At 72.0% G+C, this 16,665-nt stretch carries 21 protein-coding genes; 16 read left to right on the top strand and 5 right to left on the bottom strand.

Translation table 11 applies throughout. The features are described 5' to 3' along the window. The first annotated feature begins 218 nt into the window (after nt 1-218). Together ACQUSR_RS14610 and ACQUSR_RS14605 are read left to right on the top strand one after the other, a co-directional pair. Complete coding sequence (locus tag ACQUSR_RS14610; protein WP_431042999.1) at nt 219-737, top strand: methylated-DNA--[protein]-cysteine S-methyltransferase; 519 nt, start codon at nt 219-221, stop codon at nt 735-737. A 13-nt stretch (nt 738-750) separates the two neighbouring features. After that, nucleotides 751-1,404 (top strand): alpha-ketoglutarate-dependent dioxygenase AlkB family protein, encoded by a 654-nt coding sequence (locus ACQUSR_RS14605; protein WP_431042998.1) that lies wholly within the window; start codon nt 751-753, stop codon nt 1,402-1,404. Here the strand turns inward: ACQUSR_RS14605 and ACQUSR_RS14600 are convergent. Both ACQUSR_RS14600 and ACQUSR_RS14595 read right to left on the bottom strand, forming a co-directional pair. Beyond that, nucleotides 1,401-1,856: a tellurite resistance TerB family protein gene (locus ACQUSR_RS14600; protein WP_431042997.1), complete on the bottom strand. Its 456-nt coding sequence runs from the start codon at nt 1,854-1,856 to the stop codon at nt 1,401-1,403. The genes ACQUSR_RS14605 and ACQUSR_RS14600 overlap by 4 nt on opposite strands. A gap of 155 nt (nt 1,857-2,011) precedes the next feature. After that, nucleotides 2,012-3,040 (bottom strand): rod shape-determining protein, encoded by a 1,029-nt coding sequence (locus ACQUSR_RS14595; RefSeq protein WP_431042996.1) that lies wholly within the window; start codon nt 3,038-3,040, stop codon nt 2,012-2,014. Between the two features lie 426 nt (nt 3,041-3,466). Here ACQUSR_RS14595 and rpmF point away from each other — a divergent pair, with 426 nt between their 5' ends. Continuing rightward, nucleotides 3,467-3,637: a 50S ribosomal protein L32 gene (gene rpmF / locus ACQUSR_RS14590; protein ID WP_431042995.1), complete on the top strand. Its 171-nt coding sequence runs from the start codon at nt 3,467-3,469 to the stop codon at nt 3,635-3,637. A gap of 7 nt (nt 3,638-3,644) precedes the next feature. Beyond that, nucleotides 3,645-4,835: a GTP-binding protein gene (locus tag ACQUSR_RS14585; RefSeq protein ID WP_431042994.1), complete on the top strand. Its 1,191-nt coding sequence runs from the start codon at nt 3,645-3,647 to the stop codon at nt 4,833-4,835. A 216-nt stretch (nt 4,836-5,051) separates the two neighbouring features. On the opposite strand, the gene rpsN is transcribed toward ACQUSR_RS14585, so the two are convergent. Together rpsN and rpmB are read right to left on the bottom strand one after the other, a co-directional pair. Further along, nucleotides 5,052-5,357 (bottom strand): 30S ribosomal protein S14, encoded by a 306-nt coding sequence (gene rpsN, locus ACQUSR_RS14580; protein WP_304463144.1) that lies wholly within the window; start codon nt 5,355-5,357, stop codon nt 5,052-5,054. Continuing rightward, nucleotides 5,357-5,593: a 50S ribosomal protein L28 gene (gene rpmB / locus ACQUSR_RS14575; RefSeq protein WP_304463145.1), complete on the bottom strand. Its 237-nt coding sequence runs from the start codon at nt 5,591-5,593 to the stop codon at nt 5,357-5,359. Before rpmB ends, rpsN begins: the two co-directional genes overlap by 1 nt. Nucleotides 5,594-5,649: 56 nt before the next feature. Here rpmB and rpmG point away from each other — a divergent pair, with 56 nt between their 5' ends. The 5 genes from rpmG (at nt 5,650) to ACQUSR_RS14550 (ending at nt 7,974) form a co-directional block, all read left to right on the top strand. Beyond that, nucleotides 5,650-5,814 (top strand): 50S ribosomal protein L33, encoded by a 165-nt coding sequence (gene rpmG, locus ACQUSR_RS14570; protein WP_116213165.1) that lies wholly within the window; start codon nt 5,650-5,652, stop codon nt 5,812-5,814. 51 nt (nt 5,815-5,865) lie between these two features. After that, nucleotides 5,866-6,150: a type B 50S ribosomal protein L31 gene (locus tag ACQUSR_RS14565; protein ID WP_431042993.1), complete on the top strand. Its 285-nt coding sequence runs from the start codon at nt 5,866-5,868 to the stop codon at nt 6,148-6,150. After that, complete coding sequence (locus ACQUSR_RS14560) at nt 6,147-7,319, top strand: GTP-binding protein (RefSeq protein WP_431042992.1); 1,173 nt, start codon at nt 6,147-6,149, stop codon at nt 7,317-7,319. The genes ACQUSR_RS14565 and ACQUSR_RS14560 overlap by 4 nt, the downstream gene beginning before the upstream one ends. A gap of 71 nt (nt 7,320-7,390) precedes the next feature. Then, on the top strand, nt 7,391-7,627 hold the full coding sequence (rpsR, locus tag ACQUSR_RS14555) for a 30S ribosomal protein S18 (RefSeq protein WP_304463148.1): 237 nt from the start codon (nt 7,391-7,393) through the stop codon (nt 7,625-7,627). Nucleotides 7,628-7,755: 128 nt separating this feature from the next. After that, on the top strand, nt 7,756-7,974 hold the full coding sequence (locus tag ACQUSR_RS14550) for a DUF397 domain-containing protein (protein ID WP_431047590.1): 219 nt from the start codon (nt 7,756-7,758) through the stop codon (nt 7,972-7,974). Between the two features lie 96 nt (nt 7,975-8,070). On the opposite strand, the gene ACQUSR_RS14545 is transcribed toward ACQUSR_RS14550, so the two are convergent. Then, nucleotides 8,071-8,580 carry an ATP-binding protein gene (locus ACQUSR_RS14545; RefSeq protein ID WP_431042991.1) on the bottom strand — a complete coding sequence of 170 codons (510 nt, stop codon included), beginning with the start codon at nt 8,578-8,580 and terminating at the stop codon, nt 8,071-8,073. A 304-nt stretch (nt 8,581-8,884) separates the two neighbouring features. On the opposite strand from ACQUSR_RS14545, the gene ACQUSR_RS14540 reads away from it, so the two are divergent. From ACQUSR_RS14540 to ACQUSR_RS14510, 7 genes are all read left to right on the top strand, one after another. Further along, nucleotides 8,885-9,748, top strand: coding sequence for a helix-turn-helix domain-containing protein (locus tag ACQUSR_RS14540; protein ID WP_431042990.1), 864 nt, complete (start codon nt 8,885-8,887; stop codon nt 9,746-9,748). Nucleotides 9,749-9,855: 107 nt separating this feature from the next. Beyond that, nucleotides 9,856-11,313 carry an aldehyde dehydrogenase family protein gene (locus tag ACQUSR_RS14535; protein WP_431042989.1) on the top strand — a complete coding sequence of 486 codons (1,458 nt, stop codon included), beginning with the start codon at nt 9,856-9,858 and terminating at the stop codon, nt 11,311-11,313. 122 nt (nt 11,314-11,435) lie between these two features. After that, complete coding sequence (locus ACQUSR_RS14530) at nt 11,436-11,975, top strand: DinB family protein (RefSeq protein WP_431042988.1); 540 nt, start codon at nt 11,436-11,438, stop codon at nt 11,973-11,975. 123 nt (nt 11,976-12,098) lie between these two features. Continuing rightward, nucleotides 12,099-12,731: a PadR family transcriptional regulator gene (locus ACQUSR_RS14525; protein WP_431042987.1), complete on the top strand. Its 633-nt coding sequence runs from the start codon at nt 12,099-12,101 to the stop codon at nt 12,729-12,731. A gap of 76 nt (nt 12,732-12,807) precedes the next feature. Then, nucleotides 12,808-13,839, top strand: coding sequence for an ATP-binding cassette domain-containing protein (locus tag ACQUSR_RS14520; RefSeq protein WP_431042985.1), 1,032 nt, complete (start codon nt 12,808-12,810; stop codon nt 13,837-13,839). Next, entirely contained in the window at nt 13,836-14,699 is an 864-nt protein-coding gene (locus ACQUSR_RS14515; RefSeq protein WP_431042984.1) for an ABC transporter permease, read from the top strand. The genes ACQUSR_RS14520 and ACQUSR_RS14515 overlap by 4 nt, the downstream gene beginning before the upstream one ends. Before the next feature lie 99 nt (nt 14,700-14,798). Continuing rightward, nucleotides 14,799-16,625 (top strand): hypothetical protein, encoded by a 1,827-nt coding sequence (locus ACQUSR_RS14510; RefSeq protein ID WP_431042983.1) that lies wholly within the window; start codon nt 14,799-14,801, stop codon nt 16,623-16,625. Nucleotides 16,626-16,665 lie beyond the last annotated feature (40 nt).

Below are 16,665 nucleotides of genomic sequence, written 5' to 3'. Positions count from 1 at the left end.
GCCGCCGACTTGGCACGATCTCCCCGCACGCTGGCAGGTTGATGCCACGGCGGACCGGACGTCCCCGCCATCGCGGGTGCCGTACCCGCACGAGGTCCGGCACACGATGTCCGATTGCCGCCAGCGCGCGTCGGTGTGGAGGGGGAGACTGAAGGCGGAGAGTGAGGCGGGAAGACACCCCGCCACGAGGGTGATGGCGGCCGCGGGAGGAAGCGATCATGACGGTCTACACGACGGTGGACAGCCCGGTGGGCGAGCTGCTGCTCGTCGGGGAGGAGTCGTCTGGGGCGACGGGCGGGGTCGCGCTGGCCTCGTTGTCGATGCCGGAGCAGAAGGGCGGGGTCGTCGTACGGGAGGGGTGGCGGCGGGCCCCCGAGGCGTTCGCGGAGGTCAGACGGCAGCTGAGCGCGTACTTCGACGGCACGCTGACCGGTTTCACCCTCACCTGCACCGACCAGGGCACCGACTTCCAGCGGAAGGTGTGGGCGGCGCTGGAGGACATTCCGTACGGCACCACCACCAGTTACGGGCAGCTCGCCGAGCGGGCCGGGATCTCGCGGGCGGCCGTGCGGGCGCTGGGGGCGGCGATCGGAGCGAACCCGCTGCTGCTGGTGCGGCCGTGCCACCGGGTGATCGGGGCGGACGGTTCGCTGACCGGTTACGCGGCGGGCCTGGAGCGCAAGCGGCAGCTGCTGGCGCATGAGGGAGCCCTGGGCCCGTCCGCCGGGGGAGCCTGAGGGGGAAGAGGGAATGCCGGGCACTCATCAGGTCCGTACGGAGATCACCCCCGGCGCCGTCCACCTGCCCCGCTGGCTCGGCCCCGACCAGCAGCGCCGACTGGTCGAGGCATGCCGCGGCTGGGCGAGCGGCCCCGTGCCCATGCGGCACACCAGGCTGCCGCGCGGCGGGGTGATGTCCGTCCAGACGGTGTGCGTCGGCTGGCACTGGCAGCCGTACCGCTACACCCGGACCGCCGACGATGTGAACGGCGAACGGGTCGCGCCCTTGCCCGGCTGGCTGGCGGAGCTGGGCCGCCGCGCGCTCGCCGACGCGTACCGGGACCCGGCCGCGGGCGACGGGTACGCGCCCGACACCGCCCTGGTCAACTTCTATGACGGGCAGGCGAGGATGGGCATGCACCAGGACAAGGACGAACGGTCCGGGGCGCCCGTGGTCTCCCTCAGCATCGGCGACACCTGTGTCTTCCGGTTCGGCAATCCCGTCGGCCGGGGCAAGCCGTACACCGACATCGAGCTGGGCTCCGGCGACCTGTTCGTCTTCGGCGGGCCCGCGCGCTTCGCGTACCACGGCGTGCCCAGGGTGCGGCCCGGCACCGGTGATCCCGCCACCGGCCTGGCGGCGGGCCGCCTCAACATCACACTGCGGGCCACCGGTCTCGGCTAGAGGTCGAACTCCTGCGGGCTGATGCCCACCGCGAAGCACACCTCGCGCACGAGCTCCTGCTCGGTCTTGTCGAAGTCGCCGTCCGCGCCGCCGATCACGATGCCGATCTGGATCACGGCGCGCGCCTCGGTCGGCTTCTTCTGCACCTTGCCGATCGTCTGCATGACGCTGACCTTCCCGAGCGAGAAGTCGGCGGTCAGCTTCCCCAGGTAGTCGTCGAACCGTCGCTGCAGATCGTCGGCGGGGAAGTTCTTCAGCACGTCGTTGGTGGTGATCAGTGAGGCCACACGCTGCCGCTCCGCCGGGTCGACCTGCCCGTCGGCAGCCGCGATGAGCGCGCACATCGCCATGCTCGCGTCCCGGAACGCCCCGCTCGTGAGCTCGTTCTTCTTCGCCTCCAGCTGGGTCTGCATCGTCTGAGCCGAAGCCCTCAGCCGGTCCCACAGAGCCATGCGATGTCTCCTTGTGAACTAGGGGTGCACACCCACTCAACCGTTGCGAGGGGTGCGGAAGTTCCCGGTGTGCCCCGACGACGGGGCGCGGAACGCGTTCGGATGAGCTCAGCGGCGAGGCAAGTCCCCCGCGGACCGCCGAACATGGGTGGCACTCAGACCGCCAGCGCCTCCAGATGCAGCGGCAGCACCCGCCCCTCCAGCATCGCACCAAGGCCCTCCACCGCGCACACATCCGGCTCATCGGCGACGTGCACCGGCATCCCGGTCGCCTGCCGCAGCAGCGTGTCGAGGCCGGGCAGCATCGCGCTGCCGCCCGCCAGCATGATGCCGCGGTCGGCGAGATCGGCCACCAGATCGGGTGGGCAGCGCCGCAGCACGATGCCGATGGCGTCGATCACTCCCGTCATCGGGCTGTACATGACGGCCCGCAGGCCCTCTGGATCGATCCGCACCGACCGGTGCGACCCGGTGGCCGCGTCCCGCCCGTGCACCACGGAGGGCGGCCCCGCGCCGGGACCGCCCAGTTCCACATGGAGCGGGCGGCGCACGTCCGGCCCGGCCAGCACCAGCTCGTGCTCGTTCCGCAGATACTGCATCACCACCCGCTCGATGGTGTCGCCGCCCAGCGGCACCGTCTCGGCGGCCACGATCGCGCCCAGCGACAACACCGCCACCTGCGTCGTCGTCGCGCCGCAGATCACGATCATCGTCGCCTCGGGCTGTTCCACCGGCAGCCCGCAGCCCACCGCGGCGGCCACCAGTGTGTCCACCAGCTCGACCCGCCGCGCGCCGAGGCCGGTGAGGGTCTCGACGGCGGCGGTCTGCGCGAGCGGATGGGCGTCGAAGGGGGTGCAGACGGCGGCGCGCAGCAACGGCTTGCGCCGCCACGCGCGCCGCACCTTGTCCCCCACGAACTGGCGCAGCATGCGCTGTGCCATGGCGATGTCCACCACCGCGCCGCCGGAGATGGGCCGCACCACCACAATGTGCCCGGGCGTACGGCCCGCCATCTGCTCGGCGTGCGAACCGACCGCGATCAGCCCACCCGTACGCATGTTCACAGCGGCGACACTGGGTTCGTCCACGATGCGCCCCGTGCCCTTGAGGTAGACGCGGGTCCGCGCGGCGCCGAGGTCGACGGCGACGGAGCATCGACGCAACTGCGCAAGGCTGAGGGTCATGGCGCGTTACTCCTGTGGTGGGCGGCCGCGGACCGCCCGCCCGGCGGTCCACAGCCCATCGTGCGCGCCGTGTCGCGGCGGCGCCCGCCGAGCGCCGCCGCGCGGGTGATGGCCCGTCAAGCCATGCCTCCGGGCTCGTCAAGCCATGCCTCCGGGTGGGCGCGGAGGGCCGACGCGAGGCCGCCCCGCGTCCGTCACGGCCGCTACCCCGCCCACCCGGAGGAGTCGGGCGGGCGGAGCCGGACACCCCCGTCGTCCGTCTCCGTCACCGCCCACCTCATGTACGGGAGTGTGGCAGGGGGGTCTGACAACGCCCCGGCGCGCGGCGCGCGTGCGTCGAGCCAACGTAGAAATGGGATCCATTTTCATATAGCGTGGGCCCTCGTCCTCTGACCCCGCCCCGGCACGTCACGAAAGGCCCGTCCCATGGCAGTCCCCAAGCGGAAGATGTCCCGCAGCAACACCCGTCACCGCCGCGCCCAGTGGAAGGCGAACCCGGCCGCGCTGGTGACCATCACCGTCGAGGGGCGCACCATGCGGGTTCCGCAGCGGCTCGTGCGCGCCTACGAGCGCGGTCTGCTCCGCCCCGAAGGCTGACCGCGGCATGACCACCGACCAGGCGGTACGGCGGCACCGGCTCCCGGTGACGGTGCTCTCCGGATTCCTCGGGGCCGGCAAGACCACGCTCCTCAACCACGTGCTCGGCAACCGCGACGGGCTGCGCGTAGCCGTCATCGTCAACGACATGAGCGAGATCAACATCGACGCCGCGCTCGTGCGCGACGGCGGCGCCGCGCTGTCCCGCACCGAGGAACGGCTCGTGGAGATGACCAACGGGTGCATCTGCTGCACCCTCCGCGACGACCTGCTGGAGGAGGTCGACCGGCTGGCCCGCGAGGGCCGCTTCGACTACCTCCTCATCGAGTCCAGCGGGATCTCCGAGCCCATGCCGGTCGCCGCGACCTTCGCCTTCCCGCGCGACGACGGTGCGACCCTGGGCGACGTGGCCCGACTGGACACCATGGTCACCGTCGTGGACGCCGCCAACTTCGCGCGTGAGCTGCACAGCGGCGACGAGCTGGTGGCACGCGGCCTCGACCAGTACGAGGACGACGAGCGCACGGTCAGCGATCTGCTCATGGACCAGGTGGAGTTCGCGGACATCATCGTCGTGAACAAGCTGGACCTGGTGGACGACGCCGGGGCGGCCCGCCTCCAGGCGATGCTGTCCCGGCTCAACCCGGCCGCCCGGATCGTGCCCGCCCGGCACGGCCGGATCGCCCCGGCCGACATCCTCGGCACCGGCCGCTTCGACCTCGAACGCGCCCAGCAGGCGCCGGGTTGGGTCATGGAGCTCAACGGGGACCACGTGCCGGAGACCGAGGAGTACGGCATCTCCTCCACCGTCTACCGCGCGGACCGCCCCTTCCACCCCGGGCGGCTGTGGGACCTCGTCACCCGCGGCCTGGACAGCGGAGCGTACGGCAGGGTGCTGCGCTCCAAGGGCTTCTTCTGGCTCGCGTCGCGCCCCCGCGTGACCGGCCTGTGGTCCCAGGCAGGCGCCGTCGCCCGCTTCGAGCCGTCCGGCGTACGGGAGCGGGGGCCGGGCGCGCAGGGGCAGGAGCTGGTCTTCATCGGGACCGGGCTGCGCGCCGCCGAACTGCGCGCGGCGCTGGACGCGTGCCTGCTCGCGGACGGGGAGCGGGCCGGTGACGATCCCTTCCCGGACTGGGACGCGTACGGCGTCGACGACGTCTGCGAGCACGAGCACCCGCAGGAGCACGCGGCCGTCTGACACACAGCGCGGCCGCCTGACGCGCCGGGAAGACCGTCAAGGCCCGCGCGGAAGCCGCGAGACCCCGCGTAAGCCGCGAGCCCCCGCGTAAGCCCCGAAAGACCGCCCGTACGCCTCCCGATACGCGCGAGACCGCGGGCCGCCCCCACGGCGGCCCGCGGTCCTTTCGCATCCAGGGGCTCCCGGCGCTCCGCCGGCGGCGCCGGAACCCCCCCGCTACCAGCTGGACTTGGTGACGCCCGGCAGATAGCCGGCGTGCGCCTGCCCGCGCAGGTTGACCCGGGACAGGCCGAAGGCGCGGAAGTAACCGCGCGGCCGGCCGTCGACGCTGTCACGGTTGCGCACCCGGGTCGCGCTGGCGTCGCGCGGCTGGCGGTTCAGCTCCCGCTGCGCGGCGATCCGCTCGTCGTCGGAGCTGGCGGGGTCGCGGATGATCTCCTTCAGCTCCGCGCGGCGGACGGCGTAGCGGGCGACGACGGCCCGCCGCTGCTCGTTCTTCGCGATCTTGCTCTTCTTCGCCATCAGACACGCTCCCCGCGGGCGCGGATCCGGGCCACGGCCGCCTCGATGCCGAGGGTGTCCACGGTCTTGATGCCCTTGGCGCTCAGGGTCAGCCGGACGTACCGGCCCTCGCTCGGCAGCCAGTAGCGCTTCTTCTGGATGTTGGGGTCGAAGCGGCGCGAAGTGCGCTTGTGGGAATGGGAGATGGAGTTGCCGAAACCGGGCTTGCGGCCGGTCAGCTGGCAGTGGGCGGACAAGGTCAGGACCTCCTCGGCTGAATGAAAATGGAAACCATTTCTGTATAGTAGCTCGTATGGCCCGCAACGAACTACGCCCCGTGATCAAGCTCCGGTCGACCGCCGGCACCGGCTACACGTACGTGACCCGCAAGAACCGCCGGAACGACCCGGACCGCATGGAACTGCGCAAGTACGACCCCGTCGTCGGCCGCCACGTCACCTTCCGAGAAGAGCGCTGAGCAGCGCTGAAGCGCTGAGGCACGCTGAGCAACGCTGAGGAGCCCAAGTCCATGAAGCCCGGCATCCACCCGCCCTACGGTCCCGTCGTCTTCCGCGACCGGGCCGCCGACTTCGCCTTCCTGACCCGGTCAACGGCCACCAGTGACAAGACGGTGGAGTGGGAGGACGGCAACACCTACCCCGTCATCGACGTCGAGATCTCCTCGGCGAGCCACCCCTTCTACACCGGTACGGCGCGCGTGCTGGACACCGCGGGCCGGGTCGAGCGCTTCGAGCGTCGTTACGGACGGCACGGCCGGCGCGGGGACGGCGCGGTCGACAAGGAGATCCGGTGATCGGCCCCGCGCCGCTGCCGGTCGCCGTGGTCGCCGGGCTGCACGCCGACGCCCGGCGGGCGGTGGTCGACCGGCTGCTGCGGACGGTGCCCGACAGTGTGGCCCTCCACCACGACCTCGCGTCGGCCGCGGACGGCACGGTGCGCAGGACCGTGCGGGACGCGCGGGAGCTGCTGGACGAGGGCGAGGCCCCGCTGGTCAACGACTGCGCGTGCTGCGCACTGCGCGAGGACCTGGTGCCCGAACTGATCCGGCTGGCCGGTTCCGGCACCTGCCGGCTGGCCGTCGTCGAGCTGTGGGACTCGGTCGAGCCCCAGGCCATGGCCGAGGTCGTGGCCGCGCACGGCGGCGACGAACTGCGGCTGAGCGCGGTGTTCACCGCCGTGGACCCGGCACTGGTGCTGCCGTACCTCGCCTGCGGCGACGATCTGGCCGAGACCGGCCTGGCCGCCGCGACGACCGACCAGCGCACGGTCGCCGACACCTTCGCGCGCCAGCTGGAGTACCCGCCGGTGCTCGTCCTGGCGGAGGCCGAACCGGCCGAGGGCGCGGAGACCGCGGACGACGCCGACTTCGCGTTGCTGGCCCAGCTGCATCCCACGGCGCGGCAGGTGCGGGTCGACGCGGAGGAGCTGGCCGCGGTGGCGGTGGCGGGCTTCGACGTCGAGGCGGCCGCGTCCCGGCAGCACCCGGCGTGCGCGCTGCTGCCGCAGGCCGCGGACGCCGCGGGAGTCACCACGGTCGTCTGGCACCGGGCCCGCCCGTTCCACCCGGGCCGGCTCCACGCGGCCCTGGAGGACCTGACCTGCGCCGCGGCCCGCAGCCGTGGCCGTTTCTGGCTCGCCGACCGGCCCGACACCCTGCTGTCGTGGGACGCGGCGGGCGGGGCACTCTGTGTGGAGAGCGCGGGGCCCTGGCTCGCCTCACTGCCGGACGCGGCCTGGGAGATGGTGCCGCCGATCCGGCGGGTGGCCGCCGCGCTGGACTGGGACGCCGAGCACGGGGACCGCGCCCAGCACCTCACCTTCACCTCCCCGGGGCTGGACGGCGACGGACTGCTGTCGCTGCTGGAGTCCTGTCTGCTGACGGACGCGGAATACGCGGCGGGGCCCGAGGCGTGGCGCGAACTGTCACGCGCCTTCGACGAACTGCTCGACCCCGTGTCCTGAGTCTCCTGAGTCTCCTGAGTCGTCTCGTTTCACGAGACCCACATCACACCCCGAGAGAAAGGGAATTCCCCATGCCGCGGAATGCTGCATCCCGGAAAAATTTGAAGCCGCGACCGAACCCGTTGGACGTGGCAGGCGTCACTTATATCGACTACAAGGACACGGATCTGCTGCGGAAGTTCATCTCCGACCGGGGCAAGATCCGTAGTCGGCGGGTCACGCGCGTCACCGTCCAGCAGCAGCGGCAGATCGCGCGTGCGATCAAGAACGCCCGGGAGATGGCGCTGTTGCCGTACGGCTCGCGGTGATCAATCCGACACGCCGCGTGCACGTGCATCGGCTCATGCAGTGGCACGTGAACAGGGTTATGATCCGGGTCAGTTGACAGCTGCACCAACCACCGGAGAGCCCTGTGCGTCACTACCCGTACAACGGCATGGCGGCATCGGACCTCCATGACGTCGTCTGGCAGAAGAGCCGGCACAGCAACTCCCAGGGTTCCTGTGTCGAATTCGCGAAACTGCCGGGCGGGGAAGTCGCCGTTCGGAATTCCCGCTTCCCGGACGGGCCGGCGCTCGTCTACACCCCGGCGGAGATCGCGGCGCTGCTGCTGGGCGCGAAGGACGGGGAGTTCGACCACCTGGCCGCGGACTGAGTTGCCCGAGGGGCCGGCGTGGACTGATTGTCCGATGGGCTGGTGGGGGCTGGGCGCGTCCGAGGGGTCGGTTGGGCTGGGCGTCCGATGGGGTGCTCAGGCGCGGGGCAGTCGGAACAGCGCCCAGACCACCTTGCCGCGCAGCGGCCCGGCGAGCGGGTGCCAGCCCCAGCAGTCGCTGAACGAGTCCACGAGGTAGAGCCCTCTGCCCGACTCCTCGCAGGAGTCCGCCTCCCCGGCGACCGGGCTCTCCTCGCTGGGGTCCCGTACCGCGCACACCAGGCGCGAGGGGCCGCGCATCAGATGGAGCCGTACCGCCGCGTCCTGCTCGCCGTGCTCGCCGCCCACCGCCGTCTCCGGCGGGCCGGGCGGCAGTGCGTGCCGCAGGGCGTTGGTGACGAGTTCGGAGACGACCAGGGCCACATCGTCGAAGAGGTCGGGCAGGCCCCACTGTTCGAGGGTGGCACCGGTGAAGTGCCGTGCGCCTTTCACCGCTTCGAAGCGGGAGGGGAGTACTCGGGAGGCGGAGCCGGACATGGCTGAGGGGTCCGCGGGCGGGAGTTCCCGCCACAAGGGCTCCAGCATGGTCGAGCCGTTGGTCCCCATGCGAGCACTCCTGCATTTGTGGCCGTGATGATCCTGGCTGGATCTCATACGAGCGTGCATGTGCGCGAGGTCCATCGTTCCGAATGCGCGAAGCGTATGCAAGGGCAGATGCACGTGCACGGAGGTGATTTGGTCATTCCTGCTGCCATTCGCACCTGATTCTCCCTACGCACTCTTGTGTACGCATCGCACATGAGTGACGACTTGTGCACAGCGCGGAGCCCGAAAGTGGCAGACTGCGCGGCCGGGGGCGACGGGGGCCGGCCCCTGGAAGGGTGCGTTCCGTACAGGGAGGGTCACGGAAATGACCGCAAGCGAGTCGAGCGGATCAGTGGTGCGCCGTATTCTCCTGGGCTCTCAGCTCAGGCGGCTACGCGAGTCTCGCGGCATCACGCGCGAGGCGGCCGGCTATTCGATCCGTGCCTCCGAATCGAAGATCAGCCGCATGGAGTTGGGCAGGGTCAGCTTCAAGGCGCGTGACATCGAAGATCTGCTCACGCTCTACGGAGTCGTCGACGAGGCCGAGCGCGCCGCGCTGCTCGGGCTCGCCCGCGAGGCCAACGTCACCGGCTGGTGGCACAGTTACGGCGACGTGCTGCCCGGCTGGTTCCAGACGTATGTGGGGCTGGAAGGCGCCGCGTCGCACATCGCCTGCTACGAGGTGCAGTTCGTCCACGGTCTGCTCCAGACCGAGGGATACGCGCACGCCGTGGTCACCCGCGGCCAGCCGACCGCCTGCGACTCCGAGGTCGAGCGGCGGGTGGCGCTGCGCCTGGAGCGGCAGAAGCTGCTGGTCTCCGAACGGGCCCCGGAATTCCACGTGGTCATCGACGAGGCCGCGCTGCGCCGCCCGTACGGCGGGCCGCAGGTGATGCGGAACCAGCTCCAGCACATCATCGACGTATCCGAGCAGTCGAACGTGACGCTCCAGGTGATGCCGTTCGAGTTCGGCGGGCACGCGGGCGAGAGCGGGGCCTTCACCCTGCTGCGCTTTCCGGAGTCCGACCTGCCCGACGTGGTCTATCTGGAGCAGCTCACCAGCGCGCTCTACCTCGACAAGCGGGACGAGGTCGCGCAGTACGGGCGGGTGCTGGACCGGCTGAGCGCCGACGGCCTGGCGCCCGCGAAGAGCCGGGATCTGCTCCGGCGGCTGGCGAACGAGATCTGACGCGGCCATCCCAACTCATGTGACACATCAGTACGATGACGGCGAATCAGGAGCCCCACTGCACGTGCGGGTGCCAATGAGCGCCCCGTCCTCCAGATAGGGATGGCATGTCCTACTTCTCCGAGTTGGCGTTTCAGTACATCGACGGCGAGTGGCGGCCCGGGAGCGGCTCCTGGGACATCGTCGATTTCAATCCGTACAACGGGGAGAAGCTCGCCTCCATCACCGCGGCCTCGGCGGACGAGATCGACCAGGCGTACCGTGCCGCGGAGCGGGCCCAGCCCGAATGGGGCGCCACCAATCCCTACACCCGGCGGCTGGTCTTCGAGCGCGCGCTGCGCATAGTCGAGGACCGGGAGGAGGAGCTGACGGAGGCGATCGTCGCCGAGGTCGGCGGCACGCTCCTCAAGGCGGCCTTCGAGCTGCACCTGGCCAAGGAGTTCCTGCGGGAGGCGATACAGCTCGCGCTGCGGCCCGAAGGGCGCATTCTGCCGTCGCCCAGCGACGGCAAGGAGAACCGGCTCTACCGGTTGCCGGTCGGGGTCGTCGGGGTGATCAGCCCCTTCAACTTCCCGTTCCTGCTGTCGCTGAAGTCGGTCGCCCCCGCGCTGGCGCTGGGGAACGCGGTGGTGCTCAAGCCGCATCAGAACACCCCGATCTGCGGCGGCGGCCTGGTGGCGAAGGTGCTGGAGGACGCCGGGCTGCCGCCCGGACTGCTCAACGTCGTGGTGACCGACATCGCCGAGATCGGCGACGCGCTCATCGAGCACCCGGTGCCGAAGGTCATCTCCTTCACCGGCTCGGACCGTGTCGGCCGGCATGTCGCGACGGTCGCGGCCTCCCACTTCAAGCGCACCGTCCTGGAACTCGGCGGCAACAGCGCCCTCGTCGTCCTCGACGACGCCGACATCGACTACGCGGTGGACGCGGCCGTCTTCAGCCGCTTCGTCCACCAGGGCCAGGTCTGCATGGCCGCCAACCGGGTGCTCGTGGACCGCGCGGTCGAGCGGGAGTTCACCGAGAAGTTCGTGGCGAAGGTGCGGTCGCTGACGGTCGGCGACCCCGGCGACCCGGCCACCCACATCGGCCCGCTGATCAACGAGGGGCAGGCCGAGGCCGTCACCTCGCTGGTCGACCAGACGATCGCCGAGGGCGCCACGGCGCTGGTCCACGGCCGGGCCCAGGGCGCCCTGGTCGGACCGACCGTGCTCACCGGTGTCGCGGAGGACTCCGCGGTGCTGCGGCAGGAGATCTTCGGCCCGGTCGTGCTCCTGGTCCCGTTCGACGGGGACGACGAGGCCGTCCGTATCACCAACGCCACGCCGTACGGGCTCAGCGGCGGCGTCCACACCGGCGACATCGAGCGCGGCGTCCGCTTCGCGCAGCGCGTCGAGACCGGGATGTTCCACGTCAACGACGGTACGGTCCACGACGAGCCGATCGTGCCCTTCGGCGGCGAGAAGCACTCGGGCCTGGGGCGGCTCAACGGCGAGTCGATGGTGGAGGCCTTCACCACCACCAAGTGGATCTCCGTTCAGTACGGGCGCACCCAGTTCCCGTTCTGAGGTTCCGAGGTTTCTGAGGTTCTCTCTTCCCGGGAGGGCATTGAGGACGGAAGCTGTCCGCAAGGGTCCGTAGCGTCGGAGACGTCGAGAGAGCGAAGGAACCGGCGCGAAAGGCGAACCCCATGCCCACTTTGGTGAATCAGGAAGCCCACGGCGACGAGGCGGGTGCCCTCCTGGGCTTCCTGGAGGCGCAGCGCGGCGCGATCCGCAGGACGCTGCACGGCCTGACCGGCGAGCAGGCGGAGCGGAAGCCGTCGGCCAGCGAACTGTCCCTGGCCGGGGTGCTCAAGCATGTCGCGGAGGTCGAGCAGAGCTGGGTCGAGGACGCCAAGGGCGTACCGCACGCCATCCCCCGGGACCACACCAACTGGCACCTCAGCTTCGAGTTGGAGGAGGGCCGGACCGTCGCCGACGTCCTCGCCTTCTGGGACGGCGTGGCGGCGGAGACGGAGCGGTTCATCCGCTCGCTGCCCGACCTGAACGGGACCTTTCCACTCCCCAAGGCGCCGTGGTTCCCCGAGGGCAGCGTGCGGTCGATGCGCTTTCTGCTGCTGACGCTGATCCAGGAGATGGCGCGGCACGCGGGCCACGCGGACGTCATCCGCGAGTCGCTGGACGGGAAGACGGCGTTCGTCCTGATCGACGAGACGGGGGCGGCGTAATCGACGAGACGGGGGGCGGCGTAGCCCTGCCGCCTCCCCGCGGCGGTGGGCTCCGGGCCCGTTGCGGGGAGACGGCACCGTCTAACCTGGGCGGCAGCGCAGATCGGGCGGAATGAGGAGACGATGTCAGCGATCCGGCTGCTGGTGCTGGGCGCGGTCCGCCAGCACGGGCGGGCGCACGGCTATCAGGTCCGCAACGACCTGGAGTTCTGGGGCGCGCACGAGTGGTCCAACGCCAAGCCCGGGTCGATCTACCACGCGCTCAAGCAGATGGCCAAGCAGGGCCTGATGATCGCCCATGACGTCGCGCCGAGTACGGCGGGCGGTCCGCCCCGTACCGAGTACGAGCTGACCGACGCGGGCGAGGCGGAGTTCTTCCAGCTGCTGCGGCAGGCGCTGGCCCGGCACGACCAGAAGATCGACGAGCTGACGGCCGGGGTCGGCTTCATCGTCGACCTGCCGCGCGCCGAGGCCATCGCGCTGCTGAAGGAGCGGGTCGCCGCGCTGGAGCGGTGGCGGGCCGAGGTGACCCAGCACTGGGTGCCGCCGGACGGCGGGCCCGGGGAATGGGGCCACATCGGCGAGATCATGAAGCTCTGGGTGCACTCCTCCGACAGCGGCGCGGAGTGGACGCGCGGGCTGATCGAACGGCTGGAGGCCGGGGCGTACGTCATGGCGGGCGAGGGCGAGCGCTCGGTGGATGTGCTGCCGGACGGCGTCGAGAACCCGTTCGCCGACGACAGGACACGCCGTTAATCAAGTTTGACCAGTGGCTCGCCGCGGAATACCTTCCCCTGGTAGTCAAGTTTGACTACCAGGGGAAGGAGAAGGCATGACCGATCACGATCCGGCGATCGTCGTCGCGGGGTTGCGGAAGACGTACGGGGACAAGCACGCGCTCGCCGGACTCGACCTGACCGTCCCGCGCGGCGCCGTGCACGGACTGCTCGGGCCCAACGGCGCGGGCAAGACCACCTGCGTACGGATCCTGTCCACGCTGCTGCGCCCCGACGGCGGCCGCGCCGTGGTAGCGGGCTTCGACGTCGCCCGGCAGCCGGACGAGGTCCGCTTCCGCATCGGGCTCCTGGGGCAGCACGCCGCCCTCGACGAGGAACTGAGCGGACGGCAGAACCTGGAGATGTTCGGTCGCCTCTACCACCTCGGCGGGCGGCGGGCGGCGGCCCGCGCGGCGGAACTGCTGGAGCGGTTCGGGCTGGCGGACACCGGGGCCAAGCCCGTCAAGCGGTACAGCGGCGGCATGCGGCGCCGGCTGGACCTGGCCGCCAGCCTCATCATGCGGCCCGCGGTGCTCTTCCTGGACGAGCCGACCACCGGCCTCGACCCGCGCGGCCGTACCGAGGTCTGGAGCGCCGTCCGGGCCCTGGCCGACGGCGGGACGACCGTCCTGCTCACCACCCAGTACCTGGAGGAGGCCGACCAGCTCGCCGACCGGATCTCGGTGGTCGACCAGGGCCGGGTCATCGCGGACGGCACCGCCGACGAACTCAAGGCGGAGCTGGGCGGCGACCGGATCGACGTCGTCCTGCGCGACGCGGGCCGGCTGGCGGCCGCCGCGAAGGTCGTGGGCATGGCCGCACGGGCCGCCGAGGTCGAGACCGATCCCGACCACCGCCGGGTCAGCGCGCCCGTCGCCGACCGCGTCGCCGCGCTCACCGGCACCGTGACCGCGCTCGCCGCCGCGGGCATCGAGGCCGAGGACATCGCACTGCGCCGCCCCACCCTGGACGAGGTGTTCCTGCACCTGACGGGGGAGCGGCCGACCGGTACGGCGGGGGAGGCCCCGACGGCCACGCCCACGCCCACCTCCACCCGCCCCCACCACGAGGAGCAGGCCACCGCATGACGATCGCGACCGTCACCCCTCCGACCGCTCCCTCCGGCTCCCCCGGTGGTTCCGGTTCCGGGTCCGCCTCCCGGCTGCGCTGGGCCGCCGTCGACGCCTGGACCATGACCCGGCGCGGCCTGGCCCACTGGGCGCGCCAACCGGTCCAGCTGATCGTCGGGCTGCTCTTCCCCGTCATGATGCTGCTGATGTTCGGCTACCTCCTCGGCGGCGGCATGACCGTCCCGGGCGGCGGCGACTACCAGGACTTCCTGGTGCCCGGCATGCTCGCCCTCACCATGGCCTTCGGCCTCGAAGCCACGATGGTCGCCCTCACCCGGGACCTCGACAGGGGCGTCGTCGACCGCTTCCGCTCGATGCCGATGGCCCCGTCGGCGGTGCTCGTCGGGCGCAGCGTCCTCGACATGCTCCAGTCCGCCCTCAGCCTGCTGGTCATGGTCGGCGCCGGGCTCCTGATGGGCTGGCGCTGGCACGGCGGACCCGCCGACGCGGTGTCCGCGATCGGACTTCTGCTTCTCCTCCGCTTCGCCATGCTCTGGCTCGGCATCTACCTCGGCCTGGTGGCGGGCAGCCCCGAACTCGTCCAGGCCGTGCAGATCCTGGTCTGGCCGATCGGCTTCCTCTCCAGCGCCTTCACCTCGCCGCAGGAGATGCCGGGCTGGCTCGGCGCCGTCGCCGAGTGGAACCCGATGTCGGCCACGGCCGCCGCCACCCGCGAGCTGTTCGGCAACCCGCCCGGCTGGGACGGCGGCTCCTGGGCCGCCCGCCACGCGGAACTGCTCGCCGTGTGCTGGCCGATCGTGCTGCTCGGGGTCTTCTTCCCGCTCGCCGTACGACGGTTCCGGCGGCTGGACCGGTAGGCGGGGGCGGCGGAGGGTGCGGGAGGGCGGAAACGAGTACGTCCTGTCCTGTCGCGCAGGCCGCAGCGCCGCCGCCCACTACCGGATACCGTGGCTCATATGGCGATCAACAGAGCGGGAACGGCAGGCGAGCCCGGCTACGCCCTGCTCATCGCCGCCGGTCCCAGTGACAAGCACGGCAAGCAGCGCGTCATGGACGCGACGGCCGCACTGCCCCAACTCGCGGCCGTCGCACCCGCCGTGCTGCTGGGCACCCCGGCCGGCGCGAGCGTGGTCCAGCTCGTGGACCCGGCCGACCCGCAGACCGTGCTGACCCATCTGCGGACCGCGGCCGCCCACCCGGGTCCGGTACTGGTCTATCTCGCGGGGCAGTTGACGCTGGACGCCAAGCAGCGGATGCCGCACCTGGCGCTGGCCCGCACCACGCCCAGGACGGCCCGGTACACGGCGCTGCCCTGGCACTGGCTCGCCGCCGAACTCGGGCGGCGGCCGGTGGGCGGCACGACCCTGATCGCCGACCTGGTGGCCGACGAGACGATCTGGCCGCAACTGGCCGAAATGGGTCCGGCGGCGGCGCACCACCTCGCCGCCGGGCTCGCGCTGTACGGGACCATCGCGCCCGTGCTCCCCAAGCGGCAGCTCGCGACACCGCACTACAGCCGGGCGCTCGCCATCCTGCTCCGGGGCGCGGCCGAACGCCCGCACCCCGCGCGGCTCCACGAGCGGGCCGCCTTGGAGGCGGGCCTCGGAGCGGGCCCGGAACTCCTGCTGGCGGTGGGGCCGGTGGGCGGGGACGCGGGGTTCGCCGGCGGGGAGGCGGTGCCCGCCGGGGGCGCGTCGCCCGGCGTTGAGGCGTGGCCGACTCCGGCGTGGCCGACTCCGGCGGGTCCTGGGGAGGATCGTTCCCCCATCCCGCCCCTTCCCGGTTCCGGGGCCTTCGCCCCCGGGCCTCCGGGGGCCGGGACCGAGCCCGTGCCTCCTTCCGGTTCTGGCGGTATACGGGCGGACCTGCCCGCGCCCGGGAACGGCGCGGACCGGCCGATACCGGGCGCGGCGGCGGACGCCGTCCCGCCCGCGCCCGCACCCCGCACGGCCCCGTCGCAGACGAGCGCACCGGACGCCGCGTACGCCGTACCGTCTGCGTCTGCGTCTGCGACCTCGCCCGGCACGGCTTCGTCGTCGGCCAGCGCGTCAGACGCGGCTCCGAGTCCGGCTCAGACCCCGGAGCCGGACCGGGAATCCGCGCCGGAACGGGATCAGGTGCTGGACCGCGAACCTGTGCCGGACGGGGAGCAGGTGCCGGATCGGGAGTCCGCGCCGGACCGCGAACCCACGCCGGACCCCGCCCCCACCGGAGTCGGCCCGTCCGCCGCGGCCGCCTCGCCCACCGAGCCCGCTCCTGCCGCTCCGTTCCCGCCTCTGCCGCCCCAGCCTCCGCACCCGCCCCAGCAGCAGCTGCCTCCGCAGCCGCGGCCGGTCCCGCAGCCGCCCGACGGGCGGCATGCCGCGATCCTCGAAGCCGCGCGCGCCGGACGGCACAGCGAGGCCGCCGCCATGGCCGCCGCCTGGGAGCAGGAGGCGATGCGCGGGTCAGGGCCCAGTTCGCCGGAGGCGGTCCACTGGCTGGAGGTACGGGCCGATCTCGCCCGCCTCGCCGACGACCCCGCACGCGCCTGCGAGTTGTGGATGGCCGCGGCCCGGATCCGGCTCGGCAACCAGCAGCAGCCCGGTGACCCGGACGTCGAGGGCGCCGTGGACCGCGCGCACCACCAGTGGCAGCAGGTGCAGGACCCGGTGCGGGCCGGTGCGCTGGCCCCGGCGCTGGTCGAACTGCGTACGCGGGTGCCCGGCCGCCGCCCCGGCGCGCTGGACGCGGCGCGGCGCCGGGCGGAGATCCTCCGGTCCCAGACCCTGCGGACGGGCTGAGCGCGCCCGTCCGCCCCGCGTGGGGAACGAGCCCTCGGTG

It is taken from the genome of Streptomyces sp. P1-3, assembly GCF_050613155.1.
GTDB lineage: Bacteria > Actinomycetota > Actinomycetes > Streptomycetales > Streptomycetaceae > Streptomyces.
This window is presented reverse-complemented; position numbering and strand designations above follow the sequence as displayed.